Source organism: Nocardia alni, from assembly GCF_019038435.1.
Taxonomy (GTDB): domain Bacteria; phylum Actinomycetota; class Actinomycetes; order Mycobacteriales; family Mycobacteriaceae; genus Nocardia; species Nocardia alni.
Window position 1 is genome coordinate 1 of sequence record NZ_JAGPOX010000106.1, and the last position, 17,783, is coordinate 17,783.

17 protein-coding genes are annotated in these 17,783 nt (G+C 66.2%); 13 read left to right on the plus strand and 4 right to left on the minus strand.

Translation table 11 applies throughout. The annotated features are described in order from the left end of the window. The 3 genes from JZ791_RS46880 to JZ791_RS31245 form a co-directional block, all read left to right on the plus strand. The coding region (locus JZ791_RS46880; RefSeq protein ID WP_368858347.1) for an ATP-binding protein at nucleotides 1–117 on the plus strand (117 nt) is incomplete at its 5' end. A gap of 152 nt (nucleotides 118–269) precedes the next feature. Then, the gene (locus JZ791_RS31240) at nucleotides 270–2,126 is read left to right on the plus strand and encodes a cytochrome P450 (protein WP_216899288.1); all 1,857 of its coding nucleotides are present in this window, start codon (nucleotides 270–272) and stop codon (nucleotides 2,124–2,126) included. Nucleotides 2,127–2,251: 125 nt separating this feature from the next. Next, entirely contained in the window at nucleotides 2,252–2,443 is a 192-nt protein-coding gene (locus JZ791_RS31245) for a hypothetical protein (protein WP_216899290.1), read from the plus strand. A gap of 91 nt (nucleotides 2,444–2,534) precedes the next feature. Here JZ791_RS31245 and JZ791_RS31250 read toward each other — a convergent pair whose 3' ends face one another. Then, entirely contained in the window at nucleotides 2,535–3,179 is a 645-nt protein-coding gene (locus JZ791_RS31250; protein WP_438804575.1) for a TetR/AcrR family transcriptional regulator, read from the minus strand. Between the two features lie 163 nt (nucleotides 3,180–3,342). On the opposite strand from JZ791_RS31250, the gene JZ791_RS31255 reads away from it, so the two are divergent. After that, the gene (locus JZ791_RS31255) at nucleotides 3,343–4,326 is read left to right on the plus strand and encodes an oxygenase MpaB family protein (protein WP_216899293.1); all 984 of its coding nucleotides are present in this window, start codon (nucleotides 3,343–3,345) and stop codon (nucleotides 4,324–4,326) included. A gap of 4 nt (nucleotides 4,327–4,330) precedes the next feature. Here the strand turns inward: JZ791_RS31255 and JZ791_RS31260 are convergent, their stop codons facing one another. Continuing rightward, the gene (locus JZ791_RS31260) at nucleotides 4,331–4,909 is read right to left on the minus strand and encodes a CGNR zinc finger domain-containing protein (RefSeq protein ID WP_216899295.1); all 579 of its coding nucleotides are present in this window, start codon (nucleotides 4,907–4,909) and stop codon (nucleotides 4,331–4,333) included. Nucleotides 4,910–5,003: 94 nt separating this feature from the next. Between JZ791_RS31260 and JZ791_RS31265 the strand changes: the two genes are divergently transcribed. Beyond that, nucleotides 5,004–6,164, plus strand: coding sequence for an epoxide hydrolase family protein (locus JZ791_RS31265; protein ID WP_216899297.1), 1,161 nt, complete (start codon nucleotides 5,004–5,006; stop codon nucleotides 6,162–6,164). Nucleotides 6,165–6,176: 12 nt separating this feature from the next. Here JZ791_RS31265 and JZ791_RS31270 read toward each other — a convergent pair whose 3' ends face one another. Continuing rightward, nucleotides 6,177–7,175 (minus strand): Gfo/Idh/MocA family protein, encoded by a 999-nt coding sequence (locus tag JZ791_RS31270; protein WP_216899298.1) that lies wholly within the window; start codon nucleotides 7,173–7,175, stop codon nucleotides 6,177–6,179. A 167-nt stretch (nucleotides 7,176–7,342) separates the two neighbouring features. Here JZ791_RS31270 and JZ791_RS31275 point away from each other — a divergent pair, with 167 nt between their 5' ends. Next, complete coding sequence (locus tag JZ791_RS31275) at nucleotides 7,343–9,037, plus strand: 3-ketosteroid-delta-1-dehydrogenase (RefSeq protein ID WP_216899299.1); 1,695 nt, start codon at nucleotides 7,343–7,345, stop codon at nucleotides 9,035–9,037. 92 nt (nucleotides 9,038–9,129) lie between these two features. Then, on the plus strand, nucleotides 9,130–9,840 hold the full coding sequence (locus tag JZ791_RS31280; RefSeq protein WP_308163182.1) for a class I SAM-dependent methyltransferase: 711 nt from the start codon (nucleotides 9,130–9,132) through the stop codon (nucleotides 9,838–9,840). A gap of 42 nt (nucleotides 9,841–9,882) precedes the next feature. Here JZ791_RS31280 and JZ791_RS31285 read toward each other — a convergent pair whose 3' ends face one another. Continuing rightward, complete coding sequence (locus tag JZ791_RS31285; protein WP_216899301.1) at nucleotides 9,883–10,848, minus strand: GlxA family transcriptional regulator; 966 nt, start codon at nucleotides 10,846–10,848, stop codon at nucleotides 9,883–9,885. A 204-nt stretch (nucleotides 10,849–11,052) separates the two neighbouring features. Here JZ791_RS31285 and JZ791_RS31290 point away from each other — a divergent pair, with 204 nt between their 5' ends. The 6 genes from JZ791_RS31290 to JZ791_RS31315 are packed head-to-tail and all read left to right on the plus strand — an operon-like array spanning nucleotide 11,053 to nucleotide 17,772. Then, on the plus strand, nucleotides 11,053–11,874 hold the full coding sequence (locus JZ791_RS31290; protein ID WP_216899303.1) for a heme oxygenase-like domain-containing protein: 822 nt from the start codon (nucleotides 11,053–11,055) through the stop codon (nucleotides 11,872–11,874). Continuing rightward, nucleotides 11,871–12,461 carry an N-acetyltransferase gene (locus JZ791_RS31295; RefSeq protein WP_216899305.1) on the plus strand — a complete coding sequence of 197 codons (591 nt, stop codon included), beginning with the start codon at nucleotides 11,871–11,873 and terminating at the stop codon, nucleotides 12,459–12,461. Before JZ791_RS31290 ends, JZ791_RS31295 begins: the two co-directional genes overlap by 4 nt. A 26-nt stretch (nucleotides 12,462–12,487) precedes the next feature. Continuing rightward, nucleotides 12,488–13,072: a cysteine hydrolase family protein gene (locus tag JZ791_RS31300; protein ID WP_216899307.1), complete on the plus strand. Its 585-nt coding sequence runs from the start codon at nucleotides 12,488–12,490 to the stop codon at nucleotides 13,070–13,072. Beyond that, nucleotides 13,069–14,085, plus strand: a complete 1,017-nt coding sequence (hypE, locus tag JZ791_RS31305) for a hydrogenase expression/formation protein HypE (protein ID WP_216899308.1) — start codon at nucleotides 13,069–13,071, stop codon at nucleotides 14,083–14,085. Before JZ791_RS31300 ends, hypE begins: the two co-directional genes overlap by 4 nt. Before the next feature lie 10 nt (nucleotides 14,086–14,095). Further along, the gene (hypF, locus tag JZ791_RS31310) at nucleotides 14,096–16,438 is read left to right on the plus strand and encodes a carbamoyltransferase HypF (protein ID WP_216899310.1); all 2,343 of its coding nucleotides are present in this window, start codon (nucleotides 14,096–14,098) and stop codon (nucleotides 16,436–16,438) included. Next, on the plus strand, nucleotides 16,435–17,772 hold the full coding sequence (locus tag JZ791_RS31315) for a diaminobutyrate--2-oxoglutarate transaminase family protein (protein ID WP_216899312.1): 1,338 nt from the start codon (nucleotides 16,435–16,437) through the stop codon (nucleotides 17,770–17,772). The genes hypF and JZ791_RS31315 overlap by 4 nt, the downstream gene beginning before the upstream one ends. The last annotated feature ends 11 nt before the right edge of the window (nucleotides 17,773–17,783 follow it).

Here is a 17,783-nt window from a genome sequence, read left to right on the forward strand (position 1 = left end):
GGGGCGGGGCTCGGGCTGAGCATCGTCAAGGAAATCATCGAGGGGCACGGCGGCAGGATCGGGGTGCGTTCGGCGGGCGGTGCGATCTTCACCGCGACACTTCCGCGCTGTCGATAGGCCCTTTCGAGCTCGCACTGCGGGGTGATTTATCCGAATGCGAGACCGATTCTGGCGGACCGTCAGGTTTTGGTCAGCTTTCCGGTGTGCGGGGGTCAGTCTCACCTGGTGTTCTGGATCTATCGAATCCGTGACCAGGGAGGTGTTCGCCGGTGTCCGACCGGATATTCACAGCGGGTGTCATGCCCGTTCCGGCGATGCGTGAGCGCCTGACCGTTGGGTTGGTGTCGGCGTCGCCGATGGCCGCCTTCGCGATAACCCTCTCGGTGTCGAAATCGCTGCCGGTCGCGGCGTGTCTGGCGGTGCTGGCGGCGGTCCTGGTGGGTTGCTGGCGCATCACCACCGGCCGGTCGCTGCGTATGACGCTGGCCGTTGTCGCCGTGGTCGCGGTGCAGGTGACGCTGGCGACCGTGAGCGGTCATGCCGCGAACTTCTTCCTGCCTCGCCTGGCGTGGATGGTGCTCTGGTCCCCGGTCCATCTGATCCTGATTCTGATCGGATGGCCGCCGCTCGGGTGGGCGGTCGGGCAGTTGCGTGGTGAGCCGTGGGCGTGGCGCCGCTGCCGGGTGCAGCGCCGCGCGTATCAGCTGGCCTCGCTGCTGCCGTGGAGTTGGGCCACCGTGGGGATGGTCCTGTCGCTGTGGCTGTATCTGCACGGACAGGTCGCGCTCTTGGCCAGCCTCGAAATGGTAGACAACGCAATTCATTTCGTCGCATTTCTGGCGGCTTGGCGCATCGCGAGGCGGATCATCGGCTCGCATCGTTGCGACGAGGCAACCCCCGCCGACCATCGTCAAGGAGATTTCATGAATGCACCTGTGACCGAGCCGATTCCGCTCGACATCTCACGAGACGATCAACTGGGTCCGGTGCCCGCGGTGCTGGAACGATTGACGCACGCGCCGATTCGCCGTGTGCGATACGCCAACGGTGGCGTCGCCTGGCTGGTGACCGGGCATGCGCTGGCCCGTCAGGTGCTCGGCGACGGCGAGCGATTCACCGTCGTCAAGGACGGCACCCAGCCCGGCCGGTCGCCGAATCCGTTGCCGTCGCTGCCTTCTCCGGCGTTCCTGCTCGGCGTCGACGGCGAGGCGCACCGGCGGTATCGCGCGATGGTGAACGGTGAGTTCACGGTGAAGCGGATGACCGTGCTGCGCCCGGGTGTGCAGGTGATCGTCGATCAGTGCCTGGACGGGGTTGCCGCGTCGCCGGAACCGGTCGATGTGGTCTCGGCGTTCTGCCTGCTGGTGCCCTCGCTGGTCATCGCCGATCTGGTGGGTGTCGCGCCGGAGCATCGAAAGCTGTTCCAGGAGGCCGCTCTCGGTCTGCTCGGTGTCAACGCGACCGTGCTGACCCGGGATACGGCACTGGCGAATCTTGGCGCCATACTCGACCGGGTCATCGAGGCGCGGTCGCGAAAGCCGCAGGACGACTTCGTCTCCCGGCTGCTGGCCGCGCATCCGGAACTTCCGCCGAGCGAGGTGCGCAACTTCTGCACGGTGTTCCTCGTCGCCGGGCACGAGACCACCGCGAACGCCGCCGGAGTCGCCTCCGCCCTGCTACTGGAGAATTCGGACCAGCTGACCCTGTTCCGCGACAACCCGGATTACATACGCACATTCGCGCACGAGATCATCCGCTACCTCGGTGCGCTCGGCGACGGCGGCGGTCTGATGCGCCGCGCGGTGGTCGATCTCGAGCTCGGCGGCCAGTCGATTCAGGCGGGTGAGTGGGTGTCGGTGAGCCTGCCCGGCGCCAATCTCGACCCCGACGTCTGCCCGCACGCCGCCCGCCTGGACCTGACCCGCTCCCCGGCCCCGCACCTGACCTTCGGCTTCGGCGAACACGTCTGCCTCGGCCAGAATCTGGCCAAACTGGAACTCGAGATCATGCTGACGAGCCTGTTCACCCGCTTCCCCGCGCTGCGTCTGGCAGCCCCGGCCGCGGAATTGCCCTGGCGCACAGAATCACTGGTCCGCGGCTACCGAAGCCTGCCGGTCCATCTATGAACCCGCGTCTCCCGGTTCACGAGTCGGCGCCGCCGAACGATCGTGATCGGCGCCCGAGCGTGCCAACCAGGGCATCCGAGCCCTGCTTATCTGTGCGGGTAGGGCTTTCGTTCGCTCAGGCGTGAGTGGACAAGATCGTCGAGCACGGCAACCGCAGCTCCAACTCCAAAACCGCCGGGCCGGTCGGCCGGGTGATCCGACAACTGATGCTGCCGCTCATCTTCAAGCGGGCGGCCAAGGGGGGTGGTGGGTCCATGATGTGGTTGCAGGGGCATCACATCGCCTTCGACGAGCCAGTGGTTCCTGTCGAGAAATGAGAACCGGCCTCCCGCTACATTTTCCGTGCTGATCTGTCCGGAACCGGACAAGAGGGTAGACAAAATGTAGCGCCAGGCCGGGGGACCGTCGCTATTCGAACGACTCTCCGGTGAGCAGGCCGACGATCGAGCGCACGAACTCCTCGAGTCGCTCGCGCGGATACTCGGCGGGATCGCCGACCGCCAAACGTCCCAGCATCTCGGCGACGGTGAGTACCGACCGGGCGAGCAGGTTGGAATCGACTGTCGCCCAGCGGGGATCCAGGGCGCTGCCCATCCGGATCAGGGCATCGGCGCGGTCGATGATCTCGTCTCGTGACGTACGTAACGCCGCACGGTATTCGTCGGGTGCGCTGGCGGGTGTGGCCAGGATCAGTCGCCAGCGGGTCGGATTCTCCAGTGCTACACCGACGAACGCCTCGACCGTGGCCGAGGCCGCAGCGACCGGATCGGAGCCCAGCAGATCGGTCGGCAGGGTGGCGGCGACCTGGTCGAGGCCGCGTTCGCGTTCGCGTTCGAGCAGGGCGGCCACCAGTTCGGCCCGGGTGCTGAATACGGTGTAGAGCACGGGCTTTCCGACGCCCGCCTCCTGTGCGACGGCCTCCATGGCCAGCTCGTGCAGCTCGACGCGCCCGAGCACGGTGAACGCGGCATCCAGCAGTTGAGCGCGGCGCTGCTGCGGGGGCAGGCGTGGCGCGTAGCGGCGGCGCGGGCGGTCGGCCTCGGTGCGCTCGATCGCCACGGCGTGTCCGGTCGTCGCCGCGGAACGCTTGCTCGTCACTGCCCGATCACCTCCGCTGCCCATACTGGCACGTATAAATCCTACGGTGGTGTTGTATTCGCCCGAGCCAATTGTTACGGTGGTGTTGTATTCAGGTCAGCAGACAAGGGAGTGGCTGATGGGCTTCGATCCGACCACGCTTCGCCGCGACGACTACGGCTTCTTCGGCCCCGGCTCGCCGAGCTGGAAGGTCTGGACCGCGCCGACCGCGCTCATCGGCTTCCAGCGCGCGGTCGTCCTCGAGCATTTCGATCCGTTCCTGACCGCCGCCGTGGCCGATTCACGCGGGATCTACGCCGAACCGCGCCGCCGCCTGGACAACACCCTGGCGTACTTTCTGATCGTCGCCGTCGGTGACGGCCGCACCGCCATCCAGGCATCGGAACACCTGATGCGGGTGCACGCGTCGATGACCGGAATCGAACCGATCAGCGGTAAGCGCTACGCGGCGAACAACCCCGAATCCCAGCTGTGGATCCACGTCACGGGCTGGCATTCGGTGCTCAAGGCGTACGAGATGTTCGGCCCGGGGCTGACTCCCGAGGAGGAGGACCGGTATTGGGCCGAATGTGGGATCGCGGCCGAATTGCAGACCTGCAAGCGAGGGGACGTGCCGCGCTCGCGGGAGGAGGTGCGTGCCTACTTCGACCGGGTGCGTTCGCAGCTGTGCAGCTCCGAGCGCGCCGAACAGGGCATGCACCACCTACTGTTCACCCCGTACGGCAACGGAGCGGGCCTGCCGTTCGCCATAGGCAGTCGGCTGCTGGCGTTGGCATCGATCGCCACGCTGCCGAAATGGATGCGCACCCTCGGCGACTTCGACCGGCCCGGCATTGTCGACGCTGCTGTGAAGCCGCTGGCCCGGGCCCTGGTCTGGGCCTTCACCCGGTTCGGTTCGTACGGCTTCGTCAAGGCGGGCCGCTTCATCGCACCCATGACCGCAAAGCTGCTGGAACAGCACCTGAAGACGGGTGAGCCCACACTCCGCGAGACGATCACCCCGGCCCGCGCGCGTGAGCTCTACAGCCTGCGTGCGCCAGTCGGGGAACCGGCCGGATATCCCGGCGGGGACTGGGTGGCGCGTAGCGTTCAATCCGCCTGATTCGCTAGTTTCCCTCTGATCCGGGCTTTTTGCGCTGGTTGGCATTGAAGCGCGCCTTCTTCTGACGATTGCCGCACGTATTCATGTCGCACCATTTGCGGGTGCGGCTCTGGCTGGTGTCGAAGAAGGCGGCTCGGCAGGTCGGTGATGCGCACAAGGCCAATTTCCCATCTCGTTCGCCCGCGAGGATGCCGATCGCGTCGGCGGCGATCACGCCGAGGGCGTCTTCCACGCGCGAAGCCGAGCTGAGCCGCCATTGCCGCGTGCCCTCGGGCGTCAGGATCGCGGCGGCCCGACCGTCAGCGCTGCGGTCGTTGAGGACGTGGACAGCGGAGGCAGGCAGAGCGTCTCCGATCGCGGCCGCTGTCGCGGCGGCGTGGATCGCCTCCCTCAACTCCCGGGCGAGGTCGAGTTGGGCAGCGGTGCAGGAGTCCACGGGGAGGCCGTTCACTGCCAGCCAGTCGGCGAGTCGCTGTGGTGTGGGAATGCGCTCCACGGCGTTGCCGTGACGTTCCGACAGCGTCCCCGTGAAGCTGGTCGCCAGCACGCTACCGAGGCGAAATTCAGGGAACTCAGCACGCATGGAACCACCTTAGACGGTTGCTCGCCGATGTACGTCCATGGTAGAACCGTCTTAGATGGTTCAAATGGACAAGTCTTCAGATCCAGGAGGTCTCATGCCCCCTCCAACCAGCGACGTGCAAGCGTTCGAAGCCCACGCAACCGACGCCGACCTCGACGATCTGCGCGCGCGATTAGCCGCGGCGCGGCTACCCGAGGCCGAGACGGTTCATGGCGCCGGCCGATGGAAGCAGGGCGTGCCCCTCGCCGACCTCATCGATGTCGTGAACTACTGGCGCACCGGATATCAGTGGCGCTCCTTCGAAGAGCGCCTCAACCGAATCGGCCAGTTCCGCACGAGGATTGACGATCTGGGAATCCACTTCCTGCACCGCCGATCCCCGCGCGCCGATGCCACTCCTGTGATCTTGACGCACGGCTGGCCGGACAGCATCGTTCGGTTCATCGACGTGGTGGACGAGCTGGCAGATCCGAAAGACGCGGACGCGCCGGCGTTCCACGTCGTGGTCCCGTCGCTGCCGGGCTTCGGTTACAGCGACAGGCCGGCCACCACCGGGTGGGGAACCGAAAAGATCGCGGCCGCATGGGTGGAACTGATGGGACGGCTCGGATACGACAGGTTCGCGGCCCACGGCGGCGACTGGGGAGGCAATATCACCACGGTTCTCGGTGGCAGGTTCCCGCAGCACGTTCTCGGCATCCACACGACGTTCGCGGAGGCGCCGCCCGGTGTGCCAGCGGACGGGCTGACGGCGGTCGAGCGTCGGTGGACCGAGGAAACCCGCGATTTCTGGCGCCACCGCGCGGCGTACGCGAAACAGCAGGCGACCCGGCCGCAGACCATCGGCTACTCGCTCGTCGACTCACCGGTCGGGCTGCTCGCCTGGATCCTCGACAAGTTCGCCGAATGGTCGGACACCCAGGACAGCCCCTTCGAGACGATTTCCAGAGACCGTGTTCTCGACGACGTCACCCTGTACTGGCTGACGCGGACCGGCGCGTCAGCGGCCCGCATCTACTACGAAAGCCACAACTCGCTCGATCCCGACCTGCGGGTCGACGTCCCGTCGGCACTCACCATGTATCCCCGCGATGTCGAGAAGTGTCCGCGCCCCTGGGCACAGGAGCGGTATCGGCGGATCGTCCGATGGCGCTCGCCCGACGCCGGCGGTCATTTCCCGTCGCTGGAGGTTCCCGAGTACTTCGTCGAGGATCTGCGAGAGGGCCTGGCGGCGGTGCTGGCCGCTGATCGGTGAACGCGGCGAGCATCATGCCCGACTAGGTTGGCGCACAGGCAGACCGGCTGCGCGATAGATCGCGTCGATCACGGCCATGTTCTCGATCGAGTCCTCGGGAGAGGTTGGCACCGGCTCGCCGCGCAGGACGCCGTCGGCGAAGGCGTCGAGCTGGTAGGCGTAGCTCGGACGATGGGGGAAGGTCTCGATGCGATTGCCGCGACGAGAGCGCACCGACATCCAGTGGGGCATATGCGGTCCCAGCGGGTTGACGATGCCCAGGCGGCCGTGTTCGCCGATCACCCGGGCCCCCATGCGCAGGACGTCCGTGGACCAGAGCGAACTGCGGATCCGGCCGGAATGTCCTTCGGGGAAACGCAATTCGGCGCTCATGGCCCGGTCGACATTCGGTGCGTGCAATTTCGCCTGTGCCGAAACGACTTCCGGGCTGCCGCCGCCGAATACCCGGGCCATGTGCACCGCATAGCATCCGGCGTCCATCAGCGCGCCCCCGGCCAGGGAGTAGTCGTAGCGGATATCGGAGAATTTGGGCAGCGGGAAGCACATCGAGGCCTCCACTCGCCGCAGCGTGCCGAGTTCGCCCGAGGCGATCACCTCCTCCGCCGCACGGATCAGCGGGTGGTAGCGGTAGTGGAACGCCTCCATCACCACGCGGTCGAATTGCCATGTCAGCTCGGCGATCTCGCGCGCCTCGTCGGCGTTGGCGGTGAACGGCTTCTCGCACAGCACATGTTTGCCCGCGAGCATCGCCGCCTTGGTCCAGTGGCCGTGCAGTCCGTTGGGCAGTGGATTGTAGACCGCGTCCAGATCGGGTGCGGTGATCAATTCCTGGTAGCTGCCGAAAACCCGCGGGATGCCGTGTTTGTGGGCGAACTGCCGGGCCCGGGCGGTATCGCGGGCGGCCACCGCGGCGACCACCACCTCGGGATTGTTTGCGGCGGGGGAGATCAGGGCATTCGGTGCGATGCGCGCGGCGCCCAGGATGCCGATCCGCAGCGGTGCTTCTGTCATCGAGAACCTCACCTGGAGAATGTGTCGCCGCGGCCTCACGCGAATCCACGACCACACCAAGACTACCGTCGTGCCGGTATCGGGGGTCGGGCTCCGGACGGTGCGGTGCTGTCCAACCAGCGGAATTGGTACCTGCGCGGACGGGCCCGCGCGCGAAGACTGGTCGCATGACACGCACAACTACGACCGCGCGCGGCACGACCGTCGATCTGCTGGTGATCGGATCCGGAACCGGGATGTCGGCGGCGCTGGCCGCCAAGGAACTCGGGCTCGACGTGCTGATCGTCGAGAAGACCGGCTATGTCGGCGGTTCGACGGCGCGTTCGGGCGGGGCGTTCTGGATTCCGGCGAGCCCGCTGCTGGCGCGGTCCGGGTCCGGGGACTCGGCCGAGCAGGCGCAGACCTATCTCGAGGCCGCGGTCGGCGATTCCGCGGCGAAGGACCGGTGGCAGGCGTTTCTGGAGTACGGCCCCGGCACGGTCGAGATGCTGCAGCGAATGACGCCGATGAAATTCTTCTGGGCCAGGGGATATTCGGACTATCACCCGGAGCTGCCGGGCGGGTCGGCGGTTGGGCGGACCTGTGAATGCCGTCCGTTCGATGCCTCGACCCTCGGCGCCGAACGCGCGCGCCTGCGCCCGAGCCTGCTGGCCGCGCCGGTGCCGATGCCGGTGACCGGCGCGGACTACAAGTGGATGAACCTGTTCATGCGCAAACCCGCCCGCGGCGTCCCCACGATCCTGCGGCGCGCGCTGCAGGGGATCGGCGGCAAGCTGCTGCTGAAGCGGGAATACATGGCCGGTGGCCAGGCGCTGGCCGCGGGCCTGTTCGCCGGGGTCCTGCGGGCGGGCATTCCGGTGTGGACCGACACCAGCCTGGTCCGGCTCCTGGGCGCCGACCGGATCACCGGTGCGGTGCTCGAGCAGCACGGGCAGACCGTGGAGGTGACCGCCCGGTGCGGCGTCGTGCTCGCGACGGGCGGGTTCGATCACGACATGGCCATGCGGCACGAGTACCAGTCCAGGGAAATCGAGGATTGGAGCCTGGGCAGTGAGGGCAATACGGGCGACGGGATCAAGATCGGCCGGGATCTGGGTGCGGATGTGGCGCTGATGGATCAGGCGTGGTGGTTCCCCGCCGTCGCGCCGCTGGAACCCGGGAAGGCGCCGCAGGTGCTGCTCGCGGAGCGGTCGCTGCCCGGATCGTTCGTGGTCGACGCGGGCGGGCGGCGGTTCATCAACGAATCCACCGACTACATGTCGTTCGGGCAGCGGTTCCAGGAGCGCGAGCGTGCGGGAGACCCGATCGGGGCCATGTGGCTGGTCTTCGATCAGCGCTACCGCAACAGCTATGTGTTCGCCGGATCGTTGTATCCGCGCATGGCAATCCCCAAGACGTGGTTCGACGCGGGCATCGCGCATCGCGGCTCGACGCCGGCCGAGCTGGCACGCGCCGCCGGATTGCCCGAGGACGTATTCGCCCGGACCCTCGCCCGTTTCAACGAGAACGCGGCCAGCGGTACGGATCACGACTTCGCGCGCGGCGCGAGCGCCTACGACCGGTACTACGGCGACCCGACGGTGACGCCGAACCCGAACCTGCGGCCGCTGTCGGGCACCTTGTACGCGGTGAAGGTCGTCCTGTCGGACCTGGGCACCTGCGGCGGTCTGCGGGCCGACGCACACGGCCGGGTACAACGGGCCGACGACAGCGTGATCGACGGCCTGTACGCGCTGGGGAACAACGCGGCGAACGTATTCGGCGCGACGTATCCGGGCGCGGGAGCGACGATCGGGCAGGGCCTGGTATTCGGGCGGATCGTCGCGGAGCACGCTGCGCGGGGACCTGTTTCGGTACGCTGAGCCGCGGCCCGGGAGGCCTTCGAGCGGACGCGCGGCGTCGAGAGTGTTGTCCGGCAATGGAATCCGCGCGGTCACCCGGCTAGAATCGGGTGGTGTCAGCGAATCCGAGCCTCCGCCTGCTCGACGACGCGGTGCTGGAACAGACGTCGGTGGTGGCCAACAACGCGATGAACCGTGATCGCCGGTTGTCCGGTGTCAACAGTTACGCCCGCGAACTCGGCTTCGACCCTTATGAACGGCTCGTGACGCTCCTCGGCGAAAGGCCCGGGGGCCAACCGAGTTGGATCGACGTCTGCTGTGGCTCGGGCAGAGCCCTCTTGGCGGCAGAGGCCGGTCTCGCCCGTGAATTCCCCGAAGCTGATGTGGCACTGCGCGGTATCGACCTCGTGGAGAATTTCGCCGCCGAACCATCCACCCCGCGACTGCGCCTGATCACCGCCTCGGCCCGGGACTGGCGACCGGATCGACCCGCCGATCTCGTGACGTGTGTGCACGGGCTCCACTACATCGGCGACAAACTCGCGCTGATCGTGGCAATGATCGGATGGATGGTCCCCGGCGGCGTCTTCGCCGCGCATTTCGACCCGCACTCGATCCGCCACGCCGACGGTTCCTCGGCAGCCCGGAAGGTGCTCGCCCGCCTTCGAGCCGCCGGTCTGACCTACAACGCCCGGCGGCACCTGCTCACCGCGCACGGTCCGGTGACGATCGATTTCCGCGCAGAATATCTCGGAGCCGACGACCGGGCAGGACCCGGATACACCGGCCAGCCCGCCGTGCATTCCTACTACCGCGGCTGGTAGCCGACCGGCTGATCGGTGATGTGCCAACGCCGGAGCGGATATTCAGTCCTCGTCCGGTGAGTCCTGGAACTCGCGGCGGTAGGCGGTAGGGGTGGTGGAGAAATGGGTGGTGAAATGGCGGCGGAAGAGGGCGGGGGAGCCGAAACCGGTTCGCAGAGCTACGGTTTGGATCGACAGGTGGGTGCTTTCCAGGAGGTGCTGGGCCTGTAGGAGGCGTTGGTGGCGGAGCCATTGTTGGGGGGTGGCGCCGGTGGTCTGGGTGAAGCGGCGGGTGAAGGTGCGCTCGGACATGTGGGCCATCTCGGCCAGTTGGCGATCGGTGAGGCGTTGCTGGAGGTTGGCCTTGGCCCAATCGATCACTGTCGTAAGGGGATCGGGGGTTTGATGATCCGGGGGTAACGGGGTGTCGATGTACGGGCGTTGATTGCCCGAGCGGTGCGGCGGGGTGACCATGCGGTGCGCGATCAGCGTTGCGGCCTTCGCGCCCTGGGTGATTCGCACCAGATGCAGGCACAGGTCGATCAGTGACGCGGTACCCGCCGAGGTCCAGATGCCATGGTCCTCGATGTACAGATCCTCCGGTTCCACCCGGACGGCGGGGAACAGTTCACGCATGCGGTCGATGAGCAGCCAGTGGGTGGTCGCGCGGCGGCCGTTCAGGATCCCGGCCTGCGCGAGGGTGAATGCGCCGCCGCACATTCCGACGACCGGCACACCACGGTCGACCGCCTCGCGCAGCGCGTCGGTGATGCGTGGATCGACCGGGGCCGTATCGTCGTTCCGTCCAGGGGCCAGGATCAGGTCCGCGGTGCGCAGACCATCCAGATCGTGGGTGGCGCGCACCGAGAATCCGGAATCACCGTCCACCGTGTCGCAATCGACCGAACAGCGCCGCAGCTCGAAAGCGGGCCCCCCGGCGTCGGTCCGGTCGATGCCCCAGACCTCGACCGCAACGCCGAAGTCGAAGGCCCACATACCGTCGTAGATCAGCACCGCCGCGACGTACATGACTGTGATTAGACCAAACTTGGCTGTTCTGAGCATCACTTCGAGCCATCCCGATCGGAAATGATGGGTCGTGGCGTCCTGAAGTCGACAATAGAACCACGAGGAGTGCTTATCGTCGACGGTGATCAGGTGATCTGTCCATCCTGATTCTGACTTCATCCTCAACTGTGTGTCAGAATTCGTACCCGCATTCGGGAGATTGCTATGCCTCGCAGCAAGTCGTACAACACCTATGCCAATATTCAGCGCCCCGAACTCCGTAAGCGAGTCGACGAACTCCTGGTCAAGTTCGAGGAGGACTTCTACAAGAAAATGTCCGGCGCGAGCGAGATGCTGGACACATCAAAATTCGACCTGGACCTGTACAAGAGGCATAATGTCGAGACAATTCTGCGCATCGCGCTCAAGCGCGCTGTTGACCCATTGGTTGCCAACTACTGGGCGACCCGGGATCCGCAACTGTGCAAGGAATGGGGTCTGTACGGTGCGGAGGAGGGTCGTCACGACCGTATGTTCGCCGGTGATCTGCACAAGGTCGGAATGACGGACGAGCAGATCTATGCCAATCGGCCGACATTCGCCACCGAATTGCTCAACGGGTATTTCTACTACACCCTGGCCACCGAGGGTCCGCTGGCGTCCATGATCAGCGGCTTCTACCTGGAATACATCGCGACCAAGACCCAGCCGGACTGGCTGAACATCATGGAGCAGCATGTCGGCGCCGACAAGACGAAGGGCGCCCGCGCGCATATCGCCTTCGATATCGACGACGAGCACACCGATATGGTGTGGAACATGATCATGCGGGTGATCGAGACCGAGGCGGACGAGGAGCGCCTCGTCGAACACCTCATCAAAATCAACTCGCTGTTCGTGTCCTATTTCGTCGAGGTCTACACCGCGACCGTGCTGCAGAAGAGCGGTCAGCTGGACGCCTCGAAGCTGACCCAGGCCGCGCCGGCGGCGGCCGTCGGGCTGAACCTGGAGACACTCGCGGCGGTGAGCAGCGGAGCGGGCAAATGATTTACGACTGGCCCCGCCGGCTGTCCGACAAGGACATGCTGGAGATCATCGATTTGATGAATGCCGTGGCGGTGCGCGAGCACACGCTGGGCTTTTTCGAGCCGCTGTCGCAGGAGGCCGGCTTGGACCTCATGCGCGACTACGACGCCCAGCTGCGTCGCGGCGAACTCGAATTACTGGCGGTTCGTACCGAGGACAGCGATCGGCGGATCGTGGGGATGCTGACACTGGAGCGCGCGCATCTGCCGGCCCGCAGGCATGTCATCGACATGCGCCGGTGTGTCATCGCACCCGATTCCCGTGGACAGTTTCTCTTGCAGGGCTGGGAGCAGGCGCTGTACAAGGTGCGTGACATGGGCTGCGAGGTGATCACCCTCGAAGTACGTGACGACGGGCCGTTCGAACTCTGGCGCCGAATCGGCTTCCGTGACTACGGCGTGCTGCCGGACTATGCCCGCCACGACGGAGCCCCGGTCACCGGCTATTTCATGTATGCCAGCTGCTCGGAAGTCCTGGAACATTTCGAGAAAACCGGATCCTGGATATTCGACGACATTCCTGCCGCAGTCGTCTCCATCGCCAGCTGATCCAAAACTTTGAGGGGAACGAAACCGTGTCGAAAATAGCTGTTCTCACCAACGACCTACAATATGATCTGGTCGAGAAGAATCCGGAACGAGTTGCCGCCGTCTCCGCCGCAACCCCCCATTTCGCCGAATTTCTGAGCGAGACACGGAAACGTGGGCACCACGTATTCCATCTGCAACTCGTCAACGATCCGGACGATCCGAACGCGGAACGCTACGACGGGCATCTGCCGGTGCAACGGGGAACTCACGGAGCGGATATCATCTCCGATTTCGTGGACTCCGACGACATTGTCATGGAAAAGAGCAAGGACAGCGGCTTCTACGAGACGGATCTGCACGACCGTTTGCAGGCGTTGGGTGTCGACACCGTTGTCATCACCGGTATGCAGACCCAGATCTGCGTGCAGACGACCGCGGCCGACGCATTCTTCCGCGGATACAGCGTCTGGGTACCCCGCGATTGCGTGGTCTCCGCTCGCCCGGAGGACCGTGACCGCGCCCTGGAATGGCTCGAAGGTTACTGCGCGACGGTATCCGATTCCCAGGAGATCGTGCGCATTCTCGATGTCGACGGGAGCCTGCCCCGCAAGGAGATCAAGACACCGTGACCACCACAGATGCGGAAATTGTGCTGGACCACGGTACGGGCGCGCAGCTGTCGCACGAACTGGTCGAGCTGATCGCGGCCACGCTGGGCGAATCCTACATCGGCGAGATGGAGGACAGTGCGACGCTCACCGTCGAGGGTGATCGGATCGCCATGACCACAGATAGTTTCGTGGCGGATCCGCCGTTCTTCGGCAACGGGAATATCGGAAAGATCGCCGTCTGTGGCACAGTGAACGATCTGGCGGTAGCCGGCGCGACCCCCCGATATCTCACGCTGGGCATGATCCTGGAGACCGGTTTGCCGATCGCGAACCTGGTGCTGGCCCTGGAATCCATTCGGGACACCGCACTCGAGGCCGGCGTGCAAATCGTCTGCGGCGATACGAAAGTCGTCCGTAAGGGCGAGGCCGACCAGCTGTACCTGAATACCGCGGGCGTCGGTGTCTACGCCCGCGATCCGTTGCGCATGGCCGCTGTACGGCCCGGCGACAAGGTGGTGCTGAGCGGCTACCTGGGCAACCACACGGTGCACCTGCTGTCCATTCGCGAAGGTTTGGGCTTCGAGAGCCGCGTGCCCAGCGACTGCGCCCCGCTGAACGGCATGATCGACGGGGTCTTCGCCAAGGCGCCCACCGGGTCGATCCGCTCGATGCGGGATGTCACCCGCGGTGGACTGTCCGCGGTCCTGCACGAGTACTCGAGCATGCTGGGCCGGGCGATCCTGGTCGACGAGCCGGCGATCCCGATCCAGCACGAAACGGCGATGGCCGCGGACATGCTCGGCATCAACCCGCTGCACTGCGCGAACGAGGGTTGCGTGGCGATATTCGTCACCCCGGACGCGGTCGACGATGTGTTGTCCGCCCTGCAGGCGCACAAGTACGGCGCGCACGCGGCGATGATCGGCGAGGTGACCGAAAGGGAAGGCGCAGCGGTCATTCTGCGCGACTCCGCGGGCCGCGAATCGATGCTGGAAGAGTTACGCGGCGCCGAACTACCACGGCTGTGCTAGGGGGCGGGCCATGAGGGACCTGGAGAAGTGGCTGATCAGGGTCACCGGAGTGGTGCAGGGAGTGGGCTACCGCCCCTTCGTGTATCGCCTCGCACACGAGCGCGGCCTCACCGGCTGGGTGCGTAACGATCCCGCGGGCGTTCTGATCGAGGCGCACGGCCCGAACGCCGCACTGGAGAAATTCACCTCCGAATTGAGCGATCGCGCACCGGAATTGGCCCGGGTGGACGGAGTCATGGTCACGAGCCGTGAGCAAGTCCACGAGGACCCGACGGAATTCGCGATCGTGCACAGCGAGCACAGCGGATCCAAGACCGCGCTGGTTCCCGCGGACACCCACGTGTGCGCGGATTGCCAAGCGGAGCTGCGTGATCCGTCGGATCACCGGTACCGGTATCCGTTCATCAACTGCACCAACTGCGGTCCGCGTTACTCCATCGTGCGGGCGCTGCCGTACGACCGCGTGCTGACGACGATGGCCTCGTTCGTGATGTGTCCCCGATGCCGCACCGAGTACGAGGATCCGCTCGACCGGCGTTATCACGCACAGCCCAACGCGTGCGCCGACTGCGGGCCCCGTCTGCTGCTCACCGACTCGGCCGGTCTCACCGTGGAGGGCGAGGCCGCGCTGCGCCGATGTGCCGAGGAACTGGCCGCGGGACGGATCGCCGCCATCAAGAGTGTCGGCGGCTTCCATCTCGCGGTGGACGCCACTAACGCGGAATCCGTTGCGTTGCTGCGCAAACGCAAACGACGGGATTCCAAGCCGTTCGCCGTCATGGCGCGCGATCTGGAAACCGTCGAGCGGCTGGTCAGCCTGTCGCCGGCGGAGATCGATCTGCTCTGCTCGCCGGCGCGACCGATTCTGCTGGCGCGCAAGCGTTCCGGGGCCCTGCCCGAGAGTGTGGCACCGCGCAATCCGAACCTCGGGATCATGCTGCCCACCGCACCGCATCACCATCTGCTGCTCGACGAACCGGGCTCGGAAACACTGGTGATGACCAGCGGCAACATCTCCGGCTATCCGATCGTGTATCGGAACGAGGACGCGCTGGCGCAGCTGTTCGAGATCGCCGATGTCGTGCTGTACCACAACCGGGATATCCAGACCCGCGTGGACGATTCGGTGTTGCGCCTGTCCGTGCACCCGGAGCTGGACGAACCACAGCTCACGTTCGTCCGGCGCGCTCGCGGATACGCGCCGTATCCGGTGGACGTCGGCAGGCCGGTGGCGCCGATCGTCGCCTACGGCGCGGAATTGAAGACGACCGTCGCCCTGGCGTCCGGTTCGAAGGTGTTCCTCAGCCAGCACATCGGCGATCTGAAGAACGACGAGACCTTCGTCTCGCATCGGCAGACCGCCGCGCACGTGGCGTCGCTGTACGAACTCCAGCCGGAGTTCGGCGCCTACGATATGCATCCGCAGTTCCGGTCGAGCCGGGCCCGGCAGGGCATCGGAGAGACCGGCGAGCCGCGATTCGTACAGCATCACCACGCGCATATGGCCTCCTGTATGGCCGAGAATCTGCTCGTCGGCGCCGCGATCGGCGTCATCTTCGACGGCGCGGGCTACGGCGTCGACGGCACCATCTGGGGCGGCGAATTCCTGGTGGGCGACTACCTGGCGGTGGATCGGACCGCGCACCTGCGGTATCTGCCGCTGATCGGCGGCGACCAGGCCGTGCGCGAGCCGATCCGATCAGGATTCGCGCTGGCCCTCGAGGCGCTGGGCGACGCCGACGCCGCGGTGCGGGCATTCCCGGCGCTGGGCGTGCTCACCGATGATCATCGGCACGTCTACGCCACGATGCTGGCCCGGGGCATCAATTCGCCGCCGGTCTCCAGCATGGGACGGCTGTTCGACGGGGTGGCCGCGTTGCTGGGCGTCTGCGGCCTCGCGGAATACGAGGCGCAGGGGCCGATCGAGCTGGAGGGCCTGCTCCAGCGCGATCTGGATCTGGCGAAGGACGGCTATACGTTCGCCTACCCCGGCGACGAGATCGATCCGCGGCCGGTAATCCGCGCCATCGCAACCGATCTGGAGGCGGGCGTCCCCCTCGTGGACATCAGCCGGAGGTTCCATACCGCAGTGGTGAACATGGTCCGGGACAAGTGCGCGGCGATCGCCGAGAGTTCCGGGGTGCGGCGGATCGTGCTGTCCGGAGGCGTATTCCTCAACGAGTTCCTCCTGGTGAACTGCCTGATCGCGCTGCGCCGGGACGGATTCGAGGTGCACTGCCACAGCCAGGTACCCACGAACGACGGCGGAATCGCCCTGGGGCAGGTGATGGTCGCCGACGCGCAACTCGCCGCGGCGCCGATCGATACGGCAGACAAGGAGCACCAACCGTGACGGTCACGCTCGCCGACGAGCAATACCACTACGTCCAGGCGCGGGAATCCGCGGCACGCACCTATGCCGACGCCGCCGACAGGGTATTCGAGTACGGCTCCCTCGCACGGATCCGGGACACCGCCGGCCGCGAGTACCTCGACTGTCTCTCGGTCGCCGGGACCCTCGCCCTCGGACACAACCACCCCGAGGTCTCGGACAAGGTGCGGCAGTTTCTGGACGCCGGCCGGATCCAGCAGGCGCTGGACCTCACCACGCCCGTGAAGTACGAATTCCTGCGCACCCTCTACGGAGTTCTGCCCGAGGGCTTCGCGGCCGACGCCAAGGTCCAGTTCTGCGGTCCGACGGGTGCGGACGCGGCCGAGGCCGCGGTGAAACTGTTCAAGACGGCCACCGGGCGGCGCACCGTGCTGGCATTCCACGGCGGCTACCACGGAATGACGGCCGGTGCGCTGGCCCTGATGGGGAACGTCGCGCCGAAAACACCGGTCGGCACGCTGATGCCGGACGTGCATTTCCTGCCCTACCCGTATTCGTACCGCTGCCCGTTCGGCGTCGGCGGTGAGGAGGGGGTGCAGATCGGCCTGCGGTATATCGAGCGGGTCCTCGACGATCCGGAGAGCGGAGTTCCGAAACCGGCCGCGGTGATCGTCGAGGCGGTCCAGGGCGAGGGCGGTGTGATCCCGGCGCCGGTGCAGTGGCTGCGTGGACTGCGGGAGATCACCGCCCGGCACGACGTCCCGCTGGTCATCGACGAGATTCAGACCGGATTCGGCCGCACCGGAACGATGTTCGCGTTCGAGGCGGCGGGTATCGAACCGGACGCGGTGCTGCTGTCCAAGGCCGTCGGCGGCGGATTCCCGCTGGCATTGGTGCTGTACAACGCCGAGTACGACACCTGGCGTCCGGGCGCGCATGCGGGCACGTTCCGCGGCAATCAGGTCGCCATGGTCGCCGGGGCGGCCACGATCGACGTCATCAGCCGCGACGGTCTGGTGGACGGTGCGCGTCGAAGGGGTGAGCTCATCGGCGAATCGCTGCGCGAGCTGGCCGCGATCCGGCCGGAGATCGGTGAGGTGCGCGGCCGTGGACTGATGTGGGGCCTGGAGATCATCGACCCGGACGCTCCCGCGGACCGGCTCGGCAGCAGGCCCGCGGACGGCGCGCGGGCCCGGGCGATCAAACGGCGCTGCCTGGAACACGGACTGCTGATCGAGTCCGGCGGCCGGTACGGGGCGGTGCTGCGGCTGCTGCCCCCGCTGATCATCACCGAGGCCGAGATCCGCGAAATGATCACGAAGCTGGAAAAGGCCTTCATCGACTGCCAGGGCTGACAAGTATGGAG